At 57.5% G+C, this 15,921-nt stretch carries 14 protein-coding genes; 6 read left to right on the forward strand and 8 right to left on the reverse strand.

Annotated elements, in window-relative coordinates; translation table 11 throughout:
• Position 1: 1 nt before the first annotated feature.
• On the reverse strand, positions 2 to 1,819 hold the full coding sequence (locus QPL95_RS11785; protein WP_303291162.1) for an SLC13 family permease: 1,818 nt from the start codon (positions 1,817 to 1,819) through the stop codon (positions 2 to 4).
• Between the two features lie 267 nt (positions 1,820 to 2,086).
• Between QPL95_RS11785 and QPL95_RS11790 the strand changes: the two genes are divergently transcribed.
• Together QPL95_RS11790 and QPL95_RS11795 are read left to right on the forward strand one after the other, a co-directional pair.
• Positions 2,087 to 3,478: a sigma-54 dependent transcriptional regulator gene (locus tag QPL95_RS11790; RefSeq protein ID WP_303291163.1), complete on the forward strand. Its 1,392-nt coding sequence runs from the start codon at positions 2,087 to 2,089 to the stop codon at positions 3,476 to 3,478.
• Positions 3,475 to 4,554 carry a transporter gene (locus QPL95_RS11795; RefSeq protein WP_303291164.1) on the forward strand — a complete coding sequence of 360 codons (1,080 nt, stop codon included), beginning with the start codon at positions 3,475 to 3,477 and terminating at the stop codon, positions 4,552 to 4,554. Before QPL95_RS11790 ends, QPL95_RS11795 begins: the two co-directional genes overlap by 4 nt.
• Before the next feature lie 8 nt (positions 4,555 to 4,562).
• Here QPL95_RS11795 and QPL95_RS11800 read toward each other — a convergent pair whose 3' ends face one another.
• The 5 genes from QPL95_RS11800 to QPL95_RS11820 form a co-directional block, all read right to left on the reverse strand.
• A complete protein-coding gene (locus QPL95_RS11800; protein WP_303291165.1) occupies positions 4,563 to 5,024 on the reverse strand; it encodes a hypothetical protein in 462 nt (153 codons plus the stop codon).
• Positions 5,025 to 5,028: 4 nt separating this feature from the next.
• Positions 5,029 to 5,721, reverse strand: a complete 693-nt coding sequence (locus QPL95_RS11805) for a C39 family peptidase (protein ID WP_303291166.1) — start codon at positions 5,719 to 5,721, stop codon at positions 5,029 to 5,031.
• Between the two features lie 15 nt (positions 5,722 to 5,736).
• A complete protein-coding gene (locus QPL95_RS11810; RefSeq protein WP_303291167.1) occupies positions 5,737 to 6,078 on the reverse strand; it encodes a hypothetical protein in 342 nt (113 codons plus the stop codon).
• 55 nt (positions 6,079 to 6,133) lie between these two features.
• The gene (locus QPL95_RS11815) at positions 6,134 to 7,327 is read right to left on the reverse strand and encodes a hypothetical protein (RefSeq protein ID WP_303291168.1); all 1,194 of its coding nucleotides are present in this window, start codon (positions 7,325 to 7,327) and stop codon (positions 6,134 to 6,136) included.
• A 405-nt stretch (positions 7,328 to 7,732) separates the two neighbouring features.
• Positions 7,733 to 9,325 (reverse strand): isocitrate lyase, encoded by a 1,593-nt coding sequence (locus QPL95_RS11820; protein ID WP_303291169.1) that lies wholly within the window; start codon positions 9,323 to 9,325, stop codon positions 7,733 to 7,735.
• Between the two features lie 344 nt (positions 9,326 to 9,669).
• On the opposite strand from QPL95_RS11820, the gene QPL95_RS11825 reads away from it, so the two are divergent.
• From QPL95_RS11825 to QPL95_RS11835, 3 genes are read left to right on the forward strand one after another with little or no spacing between them, the layout of a single operon-like run.
• Positions 9,670 to 11,142 carry a DUF1538 domain-containing protein gene (locus tag QPL95_RS11825; RefSeq protein ID WP_303291170.1) on the forward strand — a complete coding sequence of 491 codons (1,473 nt, stop codon included), beginning with the start codon at positions 9,670 to 9,672 and terminating at the stop codon, positions 11,140 to 11,142.
• Positions 11,139 to 11,489, forward strand: a complete 351-nt coding sequence (locus QPL95_RS11830) for a hypothetical protein (RefSeq protein ID WP_022988389.1) — start codon at positions 11,139 to 11,141, stop codon at positions 11,487 to 11,489. The genes QPL95_RS11825 and QPL95_RS11830 overlap by 4 nt, the downstream gene beginning before the upstream one ends.
• A 13-nt stretch (positions 11,490 to 11,502) precedes the next feature.
• Positions 11,503 to 11,892 carry a CBS domain-containing protein gene (locus QPL95_RS11835; protein WP_303291171.1) on the forward strand — a complete coding sequence of 130 codons (390 nt, stop codon included), beginning with the start codon at positions 11,503 to 11,505 and terminating at the stop codon, positions 11,890 to 11,892.
• Positions 11,893 to 11,912: 20 nt separating this feature from the next.
• Here QPL95_RS11835 and QPL95_RS11840 read toward each other — a convergent pair whose 3' ends face one another.
• Together QPL95_RS11840 and dauA are read right to left on the reverse strand one after the other, a co-directional pair.
• Positions 11,913 to 13,859, reverse strand: a complete 1,947-nt coding sequence (locus QPL95_RS11840) for an ion channel DMI1 (RefSeq protein ID WP_303291173.1) — start codon at positions 13,857 to 13,859, stop codon at positions 11,913 to 11,915.
• A gap of 39 nt (positions 13,860 to 13,898) precedes the next feature.
• A complete protein-coding gene (gene dauA / locus QPL95_RS11845) occupies positions 13,899 to 15,629 on the reverse strand; it encodes a C4-dicarboxylic acid transporter DauA (RefSeq protein ID WP_303291174.1) in 1,731 nt (576 codons plus the stop codon).
• A gap of 98 nt (positions 15,630 to 15,727) precedes the next feature.
• Here dauA and QPL95_RS11850 point away from each other — a divergent pair, with 98 nt between their 5' ends.
• On the forward strand, positions 15,728 to 15,916 hold the full coding sequence (locus QPL95_RS11850; RefSeq protein ID WP_303291175.1) for a CopG family transcriptional regulator: 189 nt from the start codon (positions 15,728 to 15,730) through the stop codon (positions 15,914 to 15,916).
• Positions 15,917 to 15,921: the final 5 nt, after the last annotated feature.

Raw genomic sequence — 15,921 nt, forward strand, 5'->3', positions numbered from 1 at the left:
GTCAGGCCCACATCCACAGGATCACCGGCACCGCCACCACGGTCACCACCACCGACAACGGCAGGCCAAGCCGCCAGTAGTCCCCGAAACGATAGCCCCCGGGCTCCATCACCAAGGCATTGGACTGATGGCCAATAGGCGTCAGAAAAGCACAGGATGCACCAACCGCCACCGCCATCAGAGCCGCGTCCGATGCCAGGTCAAGCTGATGCGACAGGCCCAGAGCAATAGGCGCAACCAGAACCGCCGCGGCTGCATTGTTCACCACATTGGACAACAGCATGGAGCCGACGAGAATGATGGTCAGTCCGATCCAGGCTGCCTGCCCTTGCGCCACCGCCAGTATCTGGGCCGCAATCAGGTCAGCACCTCCGGTACTTTCCAGGGCCTGGCCAACCGGAATCATGGCGGCCAGCAAAACAATCACTGACCAGTCAATCGCCCGGTAAGCCTCGGGCGCATCCAACAGCCGGGCCATCACCATGGCCACAGCACAGCCGACCAGCGCCACTGGCGGCGCCAACCAACCGGACAGAATCAACGCAATGGCAGCCATGAACAAACCGCCTGCCAGCCATAACTTGTTCGGCCGGCCCAGGGTCAGCTCCCGTTCCGCCAATGGCAGGCAGCCCAGCGCTTGCAGGGTGGGCATCAGCGTGTCTTCGTAGCCCTGCACCAGCAGAATGTCACCGGAGCGAAACCGGATCTCCGCCAGCCGCTGCTTCAAGCGGTGGCCCTGGCGAGCCACCGCAACCACGTTCAGGCCATAGCGCTCTCGCAGATTCAGGCGGTTGGTGGTGCGCCCGACCAGCCGGGACCCGGGCGTGATCACCGCCTCGGTCAACCGCACATCGCCCGTGGCGATGTCTTCTTCCTTGGTTTTATCAGTACGGCCCGTCTTATTGGCCGACCCTTCGCCGTTGCCCTCGTCGTCCACATTGGCCAGGGCCAGTCCGGTATGATCCACAAACTCCTGCAGGCTTCCGGTGTCGGCCTGCACCAGCAAGATATCGCCGTCCCGCAGCACCCTGAAGGTCGAAGGCGCGGGATGGGTTTCGTCACCCCGGATCAGGGCCAATACCACCACGCTGCTCTCGTTGTCGCCTGCGGTTAACAGGTTGTGAAGCGTATTGCCGGCATAATCCGATGCGTCCGGAACGCGCAACTCCGTGACATAATCGCCAACGCTGAACAGTTTGTCGCCGTCGGCGGGGTCTTCCCGTTTGGGCGTCAACCGCCAGCCAACCAGGCCGATAAAGACAATGCCCGCCACCGTTATCGCCAACCCCGCCGGGGCAAAATCCACCAGCCCGAAAGAGCCGGCCTCCCGGTAACTGGCAATGATGATGTTCGGGGGTGTGCCGATCAGCGTAATGGTACCGCCCAATAAAGAGCCAAACGCCAGAGGCATCAGCAGGAGCGATGGAGAACGGCCAGATTTCCGGGACATCCAGATGGCCACGGGCATCAGCAACGCCAGCGCGCCTACGTTATTGATGAAGGCAGAGCACAGGGCAACCACCGCGGTCAGCGTGATCACCTGCAGCACCGCATTACGCCCCACCTTCCCGAGCAAACGAGCCACCGCGTCCACCACGCCGCCATTGACCAGGCCCTGGCTGATCACCAGAACCGCCGCCACTGTGATCACCGCCGGGTGGCCAAATCCGGAAAATAGCTGGTCGGTAGGCACCAGCCCTGCGATGGCCACCGCCAGCAACGCCAGCATGGCGACGATGTCGAAGCGCAGCCGATTCCAGACGAACAGGCCTAGGGTCAGGCCGAGCACCAGAAAGATGATCCACTGATCAGGCTGCATGAAACGGCTCCACCCGCAGACTATGTCAACAATGTTTACAGTAATAAGGGCAGGCGCCACCACCCTTTGCACCAAGTTGCTGAAACGCAGTTAACTTTGAGAACTGGTTCAAATTCTGCTTCCTGACTCTCTGAGGATTCAGACTGCATGGCTCAGCCATACAGGTAACAGGGTCGAGGATGACTATAGCAGTTCCCGCAGCAGTACCCGAAAGATCACCTTGCAAATAGCCGTCGGTTGTCCAGTCACTTTGCCGGAGCAAAGACCATGGAGCAGAAACGGCCGCTTGTCTGGCTGTCAGCGGATTCCGATCATTGCGCAACGCACCTGCCAATACACAAGCACTGGCAGCTTACCCGCATTAATCCCTTTCAGATTCCGACCGCGATGCTGCGCGCAGGAACCCGGAAGCCGGTCGGGGTGTGCGATCTCACCAGCCTCACACCCTCACAGCTGGACAACACCAGGCAATGGCTGGAATGGCTGCCTGTCAGGTCATGGTTGGCGCTGGTCAAGCAGAGGCAACTTGATCATCCGGAAGTGCGCCGATTCATAGAGCAGTATTGCCAGGATTACCACACCCTGCCGCTCGACTGGCAGCGCCTGGCCAACAGCCTCGGGCACATGTGGGGCATGTCGCTCCTGGAACACTCCCATGTTGAAACCACCCGTGCCGGCTATCAGGAGTTTGTGCTGAACGGTCCATCACAGGCGATTCGTGCCACCCGGAGTTTGCTTCGCCGGTTCGCTGCCACCGACGAGCCGATCGTGATCTATGGGGAAAGCGGCACCGGCAGAGAAGCGGCCGCAGAATTTGTTCATCTGCACTCCGAGCGCAAGCAACAGCCTCTTGTTTACGTGAATTGTGCGGCCTTGCCCGCCAGCCTGACTCAAAGCGAACTGTTCGGCCATGAACGCGGCGCTTTCACCCATGCCCTCAAAGCCAGGAAAGGGAGGATAGAATCGGCCCATGGCGGCACCCTGGTACTATCCGGCGCCGACGAGCTTAGCCTGGAACAACAGTCCGTCATTCTCCGGTTTCTTGAGGAAGGCAAAATCGAGCCCGTTGGCTCAAGCCGCGCAATCGACGTTGATGTCCGGATTATCGCGACCTGCACTGCCCCGCTGGAACGACTGGTGAAGCAAGGCAGCTTTCGGGATGACGTGTTCTATCGCCTTGGCAATCTTACGGTCCCGTTGCCGCCCATGCGCAAGCGGCTCGAAGATCTTCCCTACCTGGTTCAGCGTGCACTTGAAGCCGCCGGCGGCGAGGTCTACCGGGTTGATAACGCCACACTCTTCGCCATGGCTCAACATAACTGGCCCGGAAATCTAAGAGAGCTTCAAAACCGCGTAAGCCAGGCGGTACTTTTGGCCCGGAGCCTGCAAATTCAGCCGGAAGATCTCGGCTTGCTGAAAAGCACGCTGCCAACGAACACCGAGCATTTCACGCTCGATGCATTCCGGGCTCGCGCTGATCAGGAGGCCATCACCACCAGCCTGTCTCTCACTCGCCACAACATTTCTGCGGCCGCCCGCCTGCTGAAGATTTCCAGGGTGTCGTTCTACCGCCTGCTGGAAAAACACAAGTTGCAGCCGCCTTCAACCAACGCCACGACCAGCCCGAGCTCGGGCAAAGGCAATGGAGACCTGTCATGAAACATTACGCCCTCGTTGCATGTACTATCGCCCTGACACCTATGGCCCAGGCGGCGCCACCGACCCCCGATGTTCCAGACCAGGGACAGGCCACAAGCAGAATTCAACAGGACAGTGCTGAAAATAGTGCCCAGGATGCGGCTACCGATATCGCATCGATTACCGCTGACAGGGGCATCGTAACCCGCCCGGGGCGGTTTACGATCGAGCCGTCGTTTTCCCATGCCCACAGTAATGCCACCCGAGTTGCCGTGGAAGGCTATACCGTTATTCCGGCCTTGCTGGTTGGCCTGATCAACATTTCGGAGATTCAACGAGACATCTTCGTCAGCGCCCTGTCCCTGAAGTACGGTTTCACCAGCCGGTTTGAAGCCAGCCTCCGGGCACCCTACCTCAGTATCCGGGAAGATCTTCGGGAGCGTGAAATTTTCCAGGGCACACCGGTCGATACCCAAAGAGAGTCATCCGGCGATGGCCTGGGCGACGTGGAACTTGCCGTACGTTACCAACTCACCGACGGTATCGATGGCTGGCCTTACCTGATCGGTACGTTTCGCGCGAAAGCGCCCACTGGCGATGGTCCCTATGACGTCGACCAGCAAGTCATCACCGACAGCAGCGGTAACCCGATTGGCGTGGAGTTGGCGAAACGACCGACCGGCTCAGGCTTCTGGTCAGTGGAACCCGGCCTGTCGTTCATCTACCCCTCCGATCCGGCAGTGCTGTTTGGTAACTTCAGCTACGTCTGGACAATCAAAGAAGAACAGGGCTTCGAGAACGGCGGTACGGTTGACCCCGGTGACGTGGTGCGGTTTGGTTTCGGAATGGGCTTCGCGTTCAACGAACGGACGTCTTTCAGCCTCGGCTATGATCACTCGGTGATACGGAAAACCACCTTCGAGCATGGCAACAGCCTGTTTGATTCAAACTTTGATCGTATTCAGGTGGGTTCTCTGGCCTTTGGTCTGTCACAGCGGATGTCTCAATCCACAACACTGAGCCTGACCGTGGCGGTGGGTGTCACCGACAGTGCCCCGAACAGTGAAATTACCCTGAAGCTGCCCATCAACCTGTAAGAGGTTGATCAGGGCATTAGCGGGAATCCGGAGTCCCTTGGCAAACGGTAGGCGCCGCCAAAATTGTTCAGTTCGATATTCAGCTGGCGAATGTGCTGAATGGTCGAGCTGTTGAGGTTGTTTTGAATGACCGTCATCCAACCACCTTGCCCGGCGGTGTTTGACGCTATTCCCAGCCCATTGGCATCCAGGCCCTGAACTGCCAGTACGGACTCCATCTGATGCATCAGTTGATCCCCGTTACCCAGCTGATTCAGGTTGGGGATCGTCAGCCGGTTGATCACCAGTGTTTCACCGTTCACCGCCACCAACTGCTCCAGCCCTATGGAAATTTCCAGGCCATCCAGCAGAAAGCCGCCCCGCAGTTCAGCCAGCTCGCTGTCGCTCAACGGCAGCTCAACCATATTGAGCTCTGCCTGCAACGGGCCGCTGAAGAGCATGACAACCAACATACCTGCATACTTATCCATGACATCACCAATCCTGTGTGCTGGGCCAGTACGGTAAGGTATGCCCCAGCGCTGGCTGCCCCAACCCCTTGAACAGAGGTGCTCTGGCCAGCCCGGGCCAGTCGTTTTTTGCCAGGAAGCTGGCCCGACCCTGCTCCAGGTGGCTCCGGATCACGAAGGCCGAACCATCCCAGTGCTGCTCGAACTCGTTCAAACTGTAGGCCTTCAGCCCTCTCGCCGGATCGCCCACCAGAACCTCGCGCTCACTGATCCCCTTGATCACCACAAAATGCCGGTAGCCTCCAAGCGTCACCAGTGCAATCACCGGTACCCGGACCTGATCACGCAACCCCGAAAGCGGCATTCGGAAACCATCCGCCCGGTAGCCTTCGGACTCAAGATAGCGCTTCATATCGAGCATAGAAAAGCCCTCCTTGCGCACCTTGTCCTGATCAGCCAGTGCCAGCATGTTGGCAAAGACATCCTGCTCAGACACTGGCTTGTCATAATGAAACGACAACAATGATGCCACGGCGGCTGACCCGCAGCTGAAATCGTACTGCTGCCGTAGCACACTCTGAAAACGTTGGTCCTGAAAACTGCTGACCCCCACAGCAAGGTCACCGCTGGGCCCAGGCACCAAAACCGTCCCGGCAAAACAGGTGGTCCACAGCAGGCAAGCCAGCACTCCTGACAGCAAATGCCACCTTCCGACCATGGCCCACCTCCCCGCTTAATGATTGATAAGGATATTGATTTGGGTACTGTCCTGAATCACCACCTGGTTCCCGGTGTTCTGAATCACTGTGGCAATGCCGCTCATATTCTGGAAAGCTTGATCGGCAATGCGGTTATCACCGGTTTCGGAGGGGCCAGTCAGCACGTTGTCACTAACGATTGCGTTCTGCTGGGCTTCGTTAAGCTGCCACTGGAGTGAAACCCCCTGGCGACCGCTCGCAGCCTCCAGCTGCTCGGCACTCATTGGCTCGGCGCCACCCCAGTCTTCCGACCAGGTAGGTACCGACAGCACCAGCAGAGTGAACATCATCAGCATCCTGTTAATGACTCTGGCCATGACACATCTCCCGGCAGGGTTGGGCTGCTCCCGATCAGGAGCAGCCCGCGCCGCCTCAATTAGCGCCGCCACCTGTACTCAGGTTAGACATCACACTCACGTTGGCCTGAGTCACACTGCCCACCCCAGCGTTCTGGGCAAAGGCACCCACACCGGTAAAGTTGGCAGAACCGCCGGAAATCTCGTTAGAAGTCCGGGTGTCCACATAGGATCCGTCACCGTTCGCGCTGCCATAGGTAACGTTGGTACCTGAGACAGAGCCATTCAGTTCGGCATCGTTCATGAACACTTCCAGTGACAGGTTCAGAGTGGTGGTGCTGTTATCTGAGTTGTCACTGCTGTCGCTGTTGTAGGAATCCGCAGCGTTTGTGGAGTTATCGGAACTGTCGCTGTTGCCACTGTCTGCGATTTTGAACGAATCACTGACATTGGTGCTGTTGTCCGAGTTGTCCGAGTTATCTGAGTTATCTGAGTTATCAGAATTATCTGAGTTGTCAGAGTTATCTGAATTATCAGAGTTGTCGGAGTTATCCGTGTTTCCGCTGTCCGCCACCTTGAAGGCGTCGTTCACGTTGGTGCTGTTATCAGAGCTATCACTGTTGTCGGAGTTGTCAGAGTTGTCAGAATTATCTGAGTTGTCTGACATATCATTACCACTGTCGGCAACCTTGAAGGAATCGCTGACGCTGGTGCTGTTGTCGGAATTATCGGAGTTGTCCGAATTGTCAGAAGCATCCGTGTTGCCGCTATCGGCAATTTTGAACGCATCGTTAACACTGGTGCTGTTGTCCGAATTATCGGAGTTATCGGAATTGTCCGAATTATCCGAATTGTCGGAGGCGTCGGTGTTACCGCTGTCAGCGATCTTGAACGCGTCGTTCAAGCTGGTGCTGCTGTCCGAGTTATCAGAGTTGTCCGAGTTGTTTGAATTATCGGAGTTGTTGGAGTTATCCGAGTTGTTCGAATTGTCCGACATATTGTTGCCACTGTCGGCAATCTTGAACGAATCGGCAACGTCCGTACTGTTGTCCGAATTATTCGAGTTGTCGGAGTTATTCGAGTTATCAGAGCTGTCCGTGGAATTGTCATTTCCGGAGTCCGCATTTCCGGAATAATTCGTGTTGGCAGCAGAGTTATCGTTGGCATTATTGTTTGGATCACCGTCGCCCCCCTGTTGGGCAAACGCATAACCTGAGAGGCCCAGGCTCATGGCAATAGCAGCGGCTAGCAAACTTTTTTGGGTTTTCATGATTCATATCCTTTGATGTTATTGGCTTGAGGATCCGGCCCCATTCGTCAGTACTTCCTTCAGCAAACCCTCCAGCATTCGGGTTTACACAGGCCCAGACCGCCTACGGAAAGGAGCGATTAGCGTGCCAACTCATCGAGCTGCGACATAACCCACTGAAAAACCGTATTTAACACGCTACTCATTGGCGCCGGGCAAACTTCACCGTCGCGGCATCTGTTTCATACGTGGAACAGTGCGCCAACATCAGAACATTCGACAAGGCAGGCTTACAGAGTGAAATCAGGAGGATAGGCAAGCGCGGGCACTGTAAAAAACAAAAACCCCGCAAAGCCAGAAGCCTTGCGGGGTTTTCAGTGGTCGGTGAGCGCCAAAGCACTCACCGGAACATCATGATCAGATCGATTAACCGAACTGGTTCATGGTGTTGTCTTTACCACCGGCCTTCAGAGCCGCTTCGCCAGCGAAGAACTCTTTGTGGTCGTCGCCGATGTTAGAACCAGCCATGTCCTGGTGCTTAACGGTAGCGATACCCTGACGGATTTCCTTGCGCTGTACGCCAGCAACGTAGGCCAGCATGCCTTCGTCACCGAAGTAGCCTTTGGCCAGGTTGTCAGTAGACAGAGCGGCAGTGTGGTAGGTCGGCAGAGTGATCAGGTGGTGGAACACGCCTGCTTCACGGGCTGCGTCGCGCTGGAAGTTGGCAGTCCACTCGTCAGCCAGTTTGCCCAGTTCAGTGTTGTCGTACTCGGCGCTCATCAGAGCAGCGCGGTCGTAGGCAGACACGTCCTTGCCTTCTTCCTTCATCGCATCGAATACCTGCTGACGGAAGTTCAGGGTCCAGTTGAAGGACGGGCTGTTGTTGTAAACCAGCTTGGCGTCGGGCACCACTTCCTTGATACGGTTAACCATGGCAGCGATCTGGCCAACGTGGGGCTTCTCGGTCTCGATCCACAGCATGTCAGCGCCGTTCTGCAGGCTGGTGATGCAGTCCAGAACAACACGGTCTTCTCCAGAACCCGGCTTGAAGCAGAACAGGCCAGAAGCCAGACGCTTCGGCTTCAGCAGCTTACCGTTAGATTTAACGACAACGTCGCCGTTATCGATCTGGGAAGCGTCGTCGATGTACTCGCCGTCCAGGAAGCTGTTGTACTGGTCGCCCAGGTCACCCGGCTCGTTGGTTACAGCGATCTGCTTGGTCAGGCCAGCACCCAGGGAGTCAGTACGGGCAACGATAACACCGTCGTCCACACCCAGCTCCAGGAACGCCAGACGAACCGCGTTGATCTTGGACAGGAAGTCGGCGTGGGGAACGGTCACTTTACCGTCCTGGTGGCCACACTGCTTCTCGTCAGATACCTGGTTTTCGATCTGGATGCAGCAAGCACCGGCTTCGATCATCTGCTTGGCCAGCAGGTAGGTCGCTTCGGCGTTACCGAAACCAGCGTCGATGTCGGCAATGATCGGCACAACGTGAGTTTCATGGTTGTCGATCTGCTTGATCAGCTCAGCAGCCTTGGCGCTGTCGCCGGCTTCTTCAGCTTCTTCCAGAGCACGGAACAGGTGGTTCAGTTCCCATGCGTCAGCCTGGCGCAGGAAGGTGTACAGCTCTTCGATCAGGCCAGAAACGGCTGTCTTCTCGTGCATGGACTGGTCAGGCAGAGGACCGAACTCGGAACGCAGAGCAGCAACCATCCAGCCAGACAGGTACAGGTAACGACGCTTGGTGCTACCGAAATGCTTCTTGATGGAGATCATCTTCTGCTGGCCGATGAAACCGTGCCAGCAACCCAGAGACTGGGTGTACTTGGAGGTGTCAGCATCGTACGCAGCCATGTCTTCACGCATGATTTTGGCGGTGTACTTGGCGATGTCCAGACCAGTCTTGAATTTGTTCTGGGCGCGCATGCGGGCCGCGTGCTTCGGGTTGATGGCATTCCAGGTCGGGTTTTGCTTCAGGATGGAAGCAATCTGATCGACGTCTTGTGAGTAGGGCATGATCTCTATCCTTTCTACGTGAGTGTTCAAAAGGTGCGAACCGCTGCTGCCAGGCAGCTATCCGAGCCAGCCTTCCGTTCAAAATGCCGGGCAGAGGCTGACGTTGGGCGTTACTTTAGTGCTTTCGAATTTATAATTGAAATTTATATTATGTATTTTCGGCATTTTTTGCATGAATGCCGGGCAGCCTGGAAAAATACCTGAATATCACGCTCAACAAGCAGGTTGAACTCTTTGATTGCCCCCAGCCTATCCCATGCTAGGATTAACCGGGCTGACCTGGATCAGCCACAGCGTCCACCTGGCACCTACAAGGGCTCTCCGTGTTTTATATCCGGTCCTTTTTGCATTCGTTGTTACACGCCCTGAAAAATCTGTTACCCATCGTCGTGGTGGTCGGTTTCTTCCAGTTGGCGATTCTGCAGCAGGTGCCGGATGACCTCGGCAGTATGGCCATCGGCCTGTTAATTGTTGCCGTGGGCGTAGCATTGTTCTTACAGGGACTGGAGCTGAGCATTTTCCCGGTGGGCAAAAGCCTGTCGAACCAGTTCGCCCGCAAGGGCTCCCTGGCCATACTGCTGTCGTTCGGCTTTGCCATGGGCTTCTCGGCGGTTATTGCCGAGCCCGCTCTGATTGCCGTGGCAGAGCAGGCCCAGACCATCAGCGAGGGGCGAATTGACGGCCTCACCCTGAGGATACTGGTGGCTGTCTCTGTGGGGTTCGTCGTTGCCCTGGGGGTTTTCCGCACCATTTTCGGCTACCCGCTGCACTGGTTCATGATCACCGGCTACGTCATCGTGGTGATTGTTACCTGGTTTGCACCGGAGGAAATTGTCGGGCTGGCCTATGACTCCGGCGGGGTGACAACCAATGTGGTAACGGTGCCCCTGATTGCCGCGCTTGGCATTGGCCTGGCGGCCTCGATCCGGGGCCGGAACCCGTTGATTGACGGCTTTGGCCTGGTGGCGCTGTCCGTCATGGTGCCCATGATCACCGTACAGGTGTACGGCATGGTGGTTTACTCCGGCGGCACCGGGGCCGCAGCCATGGAGGCCATCACAGCACAGGTTACAGAAGCCCCGGCGAAGTCCGGCATAATTGCGGCCCTGCTCGACCTGGCCGGCATGTTGAGGGATGTGCTGCCGATCATCATCACCGTTCTGTTCTTCCAGTACCTGGTGTTACGCCGGAAGCTGAGCAATCCGAAGAAGATTGCCTTCGGCTTTGCGCTGGTGATCCTCGGCCTGTATGCCTTTGTTGTCGGCCTGAAACTGGGCTTGTTCCCCATCGGCACCAGCATGGCCGAGCAACTGATGGCCATGGACAGCTATGCGCCCGTGTACCTTTTCGCCCTGATGATCGGGTTTGCCACAACCATGGCAGAACCGGCACTGATCGCCATCGGCAAGCAGGCGGAAGAAGCCGCCGCGGGTGCCCTCAACGGCAATGCCATTCGCCTGTTGGTAGCTGTGGGGGTGGCCGTTGGCATCACCATTGGTGTGCACCGGATCATCACCGGAGATTCCATTCACTATTACATTATGGGCGGCTATATCCTGGTGATTCTGCTCACCCTGCTCGCCCCCCGATACATCGTGGCACTGGCCTATGACCTTGGCGGCGTGACCACCTCGGAAGTCACGGTACCGCTGGTAACGGCCCTGGGGATTGGACTGGCCAGCAGCATAGAAGGCCGTAATGTCCTGATCGACGGTTTTGGCCTGATTGCCTTTGCCTCGATCTTCCCGATCGTTACTGTGATGACCTATGCCATCGTGTCCCAATACCGATCTGAACGCAGGAAGGAAACCCAATGAAGTTCTCTGCACTGGTAGCAATTGTCCCTGAAGACCTGGAACAGGACTGCATCGATGCAGCCCGCGAACTCGGCGCCGGCGGCATTACCGTCATGACCGGCCGCGGCATCAGCAACACCGCCAAGAAGACGTTCTTCGGCCTGACCTACGACGGCAGCCAGAGCGTGCTCCTGATGGTGCTGGAAAAAGGCCTGTCGCTGGAGATTCTCAAAGCCCTGCAGAAGGTGATCATGCCGGACCCGGCAGACTCCCAGGGCCTGATCTTTACCGTTCCGCTGGAGCACCTGGGTGGCATCGACATGGCCCAGGTGGAAAAATTCGAACAACACCTGAAAGACTCAATCTGATCGGAGAGCGCTCATGAAACTGGTCAAAGATGTAATGGTCAAAGACATCATCAAGATCTCGCCCTTCGCCACCCTGCGGGAGGCACTGACGCTGATGAAGCACCACAACGTGAAATCCCTCGTGGTCGAGCGCCAGAGCGAACACGATGCCTGGGGGCTGATCACCTATACCAACGTACTCAAATCGGTGATTGCAGAGGATGGCGATATCGATCTGCTGAATGTCTACGATGTCTGCGCCAAGCCGGTGATCAGTGTGGGCGAAAACCTCGCTCTCAAGCATGCCGCCACCCTGATGTCCGAGTATCGGGTCAAGCGGCTGTTGGTACTGAAAGACAACGAAATGTGCGGCTTTATTGTGATGGACGACATCATGCGGGCACTTCTGGACACCATTGAGTAGCGGTGTGTCGCCACCGCCATTCAGCTCTGACACATAACGAGCAACTGATCGCCCTCCCGCAGATCCAGATACTGGTTGCGCGGTGGGTTCATCTCCAGGTGGCGACCGCGCTCGTCGGCCGTTACACGAAACACGCCCAGCGCAACCTCTCCTCTGGCCGCTACGGTTTTCTCTAACAACTGAAAATCAGCACTCGCCGGCAGCGGGTAATCATGAGGATCACGGAACTGGATTTCCGCGCCGCCTTCGGTAAACAGCTCATCCAGCACCACTCTCAGCTCCCGTCGCAGGGCAACCTGAGCCAGCACGTGGCTCAGAACCATCGGGCTGATCAGCATCTCACTCTGGTGTCCGTACATCAGATGCCGGTTGTCCGGATCACTTAACTCCATGATGATCTGGGGCCGCTGAGGCGACTCCGCCAGAATATCTTCCAGTTGCAGGTAACCCACCATGGCCCGTGCGTCGGCCTCTTCACCGGAGCCGATGCGATCGCTGCTCAGCAGCATCACCGTGTTATAGCTGGCAGGGTCCAGCCTTCTGAGATCTTCCTCCACCATGTAATCCGCCTCAAGCAGGCGGCCGTTGATTCTCTGGAGATCGACACCGTAACGTGAGATTTCCCGCTGCCGCTCGTCCAGCGGCGTTGCCGAAACCATGTCCAACTCGAAGTTCCGGGCCGCATAACTCCCGAACTCAGAAGCCAGGCTCGGCACCCTTCGGTTCCAGCCCAACACCAGCACACGGTGCTTACCTGGCTTGGCGATGGCGGCCACCGGTGATGAAATGCGCTCAATGCCGGCCAGAGGTTCCGCTTTCGGATCTGGCCCGGTGTGGTCATAATCTTTTGCCAACAGGACCACCCGGTCTTCATTGCGGATCACCGTGTCAGATGGCGCCAACAGATTCACCTGCCATCCTTTACCTTGTGCAGGATGCAACAGGCCCAGCACAATGGCATGCGGTCTTTGAGCCGCCAGCTCACCCAGCGTCAGCCCTTCGGCGGTTTCACCGCCACGGACAAAAATCTCGTTGCCTTCGCCGGCGGTCAGCAACTCGTTGTAAACCTCAGAAAGGTTCGGATGCAGCACGTTCTGCACCATTAAACGGCTGATGGTGGCGTCACCGGCAACCACTTCGACCGCTCCGGGGTATGCCCGCTCGATAACCGGCAATTTGCGCATATCCTGAATCTCCGCCACCACGAACGGCAACGGCGAACTGAAATGGTGAGCTTGCGCAGCAATGGATAGAAGGGCTTTGACGGTTTCGATATCGGAGGTCACCAGGCTGCCGGCGTCGTGTCCCTGGCTGGGCACGATCACCGCCGCTGCATCCAGACAGGCGACCCTATGCAAAGCTTCCGGCTGAATGGCCGAACCACTGCGCAAGATGACTTCTCTGGCCCGACGCCCCACGCCGGGTTCGCTGACCAGCTCATGCAACTGCTCGGCGGTCGCTTCTTCCGCCAGCACCACCAGCCGGAGTTTCTGGGTATCGTGTTTTTCCAGAAACCGCCGCATCCGCGCGGATGACCCGAACAGCTCCGCCACCAGGGGCGGCGTCTGCGCCGTCCAGCCCAGCACCACGATATGATTCTTCAGCGTTACCGGGGTGAGCCCCCGCTCGAGGTCGGCCATCTTGGCAATCAGCCACCGGGTCAGAATGGCCACCAGCGTACCCATGAACACGACGTAGCCAAGTATCGTAAGTAGCGTTGAGACAATTCGCTGCCAGGTGCCCACATCATCACCGAGATACCCCGGATCGGTCAGGCGCAAAAACGCCCACCAGACAGCCGTGCCCGGATCATCAAAGTCGCCGCCCTGAGGCACCACCAGCAGCCCGCCCACCAGAGAAATAAGCCCGATAAACAGCGCCACCACCAACAACTGGAAGCCAGCACCCTTTACCAGCTGGCGCTCTACGATGAACTTGATGCGATCGATAATCCGGAATGGCAGCATGACGACCCTCTTTTCAGTCAGGCCAGTTTAGCCCAGATCTCATTGAGAACCAGCTGTGACTGAGTCCAGGGCCGACTCGAGAGACGGACAGAACCGACTGACACCCGGCTCCGGCTGCAAGCCGGCACGAGCCAGAGTACGCAAAGGCTGGAATTGCAGGTCGGCGATTACGATCTCGGTGCCTGTCTGGCGACAGCTGGCAATGAGCTTGTTCAGCGCCGACAGGCCACCGGCATCCAGAACCGTGACGCCATCCATGTACAGCACAAACCCCCGAGCCTGCCGTGATAGCTCCGCCAGTTCACCGAACACCCGGTCAGCCGCGGCAAAAAACAGCGGGCCATTGATTTTGAACACCTGCCAGCCTTCCGGCAGTTCAGCCTGCACAATTCGCTTGTTGCCGGTGATGTCCGTCACCTTGGTCATCTGCGCCATCTCACGCATAAACAACACCGCTGCCAGCAACACCCCGGTGGTGATGGCGATCACCATGTCCAGTGCGACGGTCAGGCCAAAACAGGTCAGGAAAACCAGCACGTCGGCACGGGGTGCTGTCTTCAGCAGGTGCACGGCTTTCGGCGCCTCGCTCATGTTCCAGGCCACCATGATCAGCAATGCTGCCATGGCCGGCATCGGCAAGTAGGCCAGCACGCCGGCCAGCGACACCAGCGCCAGCAAAACAACCAGAGCGTGGATCATCGCAGACACCGGCGACTCGGCGCCGGCGCGATAGTTGGCCGCAGAGCGGGCAAGCGCAGCCGTTGCCGTAATACCACCGAAGAACGGCACCACGATGTTACCAATGCCCTGCCCCATCAGTTCGCTGTTAGCGCTGTGGCGCTTGCCGGTCATGCCATCCAGCACCACCGCACACAGCAAAGACTCGATGGCGCCGAGCATGGCAATGGCGAAAGCGGCCGGCAACAGCGCCTGAATCAGATCCCAGGACAGCCCCACCGGTTCACCCTGGGCATTCAGCTGTTGCCAGGGCCAGACGAACTCCGGCAGGAAGGGCGGAATACCCGCACCGGTGCTGCCGTCGGGCAGCAGGTAGCTGAAGCGGGAGCCGATGGTCTCGATACCGGCGCCATTGGCATTCAGCCAGAGCGCCAGAAGGCTACCAACAATCACGGCTGGCAGGTGGGGTGGCACCGGCGTTTTCAGCCTTGGCCACACCAGCATCACCGCCAGGGTAACCACTGCCACCAAGGTGCTCATGCTATCCAGCGCGGGCATCTGCTGGCCCAGCACCGCCAGCTTGTCCCAGTAATGCTCCGGCATACTGTCGACCGATAAACCAAAAAAATCCTTCACCTGCAGGGTGGCAATCACCACCGCAATGCCGCCGGTAAAACCCAGGGTCACCGACTCCGGTATATACTCGATGAAACGGCCCAGGCGCATGACGGCCATGATCACCAGCAACACACCGGACATCAGGGTGGCCAACAGCAACCCACCCAGTCCGTATGTTTGGGCGATAGGATAGAGGATGACGACAAAGGCGGCCGTCGGGCCGGAAATACTGAACCGGCTGCCACCAAACAGAGCAATGACAAAACCGGCAATGAAGGCGGTGTAAAGTCCATACTGAGGCGCAACACCACTGGCAATGGCCAGCGCCATGGCAAGAGGAATGGCAATGATGCCGACCGTCACTCCGGCCATAAGATCTTTCAGGAAGCGGCGGCTGGTATAGCGCTCATCAATACAGGCTTCGCGAACCGCGTGGGCGAACCTCAGGGAAAACAGATGAGCACGATGAGACATGAACCAACTCCCGGTTGCGAAGACATCGTTATCATTATATGCTCATTAAACCTACATTCAATGTTAATCTGATTAACATATCGTGAGCACTCATACCTATGCCCAAAGAAAACCGGACTGCCCGCCTCACCTTGCTGATCGATCCAGAGAAAAAAGCCGCCTTCGAGGAACTCTGCAAGCAGGAGGATGTCACGCCCTCCCAGAAAGTCCGGCAGTTCATCCGTGAGTACGTGGAACAGAAACTGGGGCAGGACTGGCGTGAACAGCGCGCAGAAGACTTTGACTGACCTGG

This window comes from Marinobacter sp. SS5-14b, from assembly GCF_030541005.1.
Classification (GTDB): domain Bacteria; phylum Pseudomonadota; class Gammaproteobacteria; order Pseudomonadales; family Oleiphilaceae; genus Marinobacter.

Coding starts and splice junctions, on each gene's coding strand:
- QPL95_RS11790 (WP_303291163.1), top strand. CDS start 2,087: ATGGAGCAGAAACGGCCGCTTGTCTGGCTGTCAGCGGATTCCGATCAT.
- QPL95_RS11785 (WP_303291162.1), bottom strand. CDS start 1,819: ATGCAGCCTGATCAGTGGATCATCTTTCTGGTGCTCGGCCTGACCCTA.
- QPL95_RS11850 (WP_303291175.1), top strand. CDS start 15,728: ATGCCCAAAGAAAACCGGACTGCCCGCCTCACCTTGCTGATCGATCCA.
- dauA (WP_303291174.1), bottom strand. CDS start 15,629: ATGTCTCATCGTGCTCATCTGTTTTCCCTGAGGTTCGCCCACGCGGTT.
- QPL95_RS11800 (WP_303291165.1), bottom strand. CDS start 5,024: ATGGATAAGTATGCAGGTATGTTGGTTGTCATGCTCTTCAGCGGCCCG.
- QPL95_RS11820 (WP_303291169.1), bottom strand. CDS start 9,325: ATGCCCTACTCACAAGACGTCGATCAGATTGCTTCCATCCTGAAGCAA.
- QPL95_RS11805 (WP_303291166.1), bottom strand. CDS start 5,721: ATGGTCGGAAGGTGGCATTTGCTGTCAGGAGTGCTGGCTTGCCTGCTG.
- QPL95_RS11830 (WP_022988389.1), top strand. CDS start 11,139: ATGAAGTTCTCTGCACTGGTAGCAATTGTCCCTGAAGACCTGGAACAG.
- QPL95_RS11840 (WP_303291173.1), bottom strand. CDS start 13,859: ATGCTGCCATTCCGGATTATCGATCGCATCAAGTTCATCGTAGAGCGC.
- QPL95_RS11835 (WP_303291171.1), top strand. CDS start 11,503: ATGAAACTGGTCAAAGATGTAATGGTCAAAGACATCATCAAGATCTCG.
- QPL95_RS11810 (WP_303291167.1), bottom strand. CDS start 6,078: ATGGCCAGAGTCATTAACAGGATGCTGATGATGTTCACTCTGCTGGTG.
- QPL95_RS11815 (WP_303291168.1), bottom strand. CDS start 7,327: ATGAAAACCCAAAAAAGTTTGCTAGCCGCTGCTATTGCCATGAGCCTG.
- QPL95_RS11795 (WP_303291164.1), top strand. CDS start 3,475: ATGAAACATTACGCCCTCGTTGCATGTACTATCGCCCTGACACCTATG.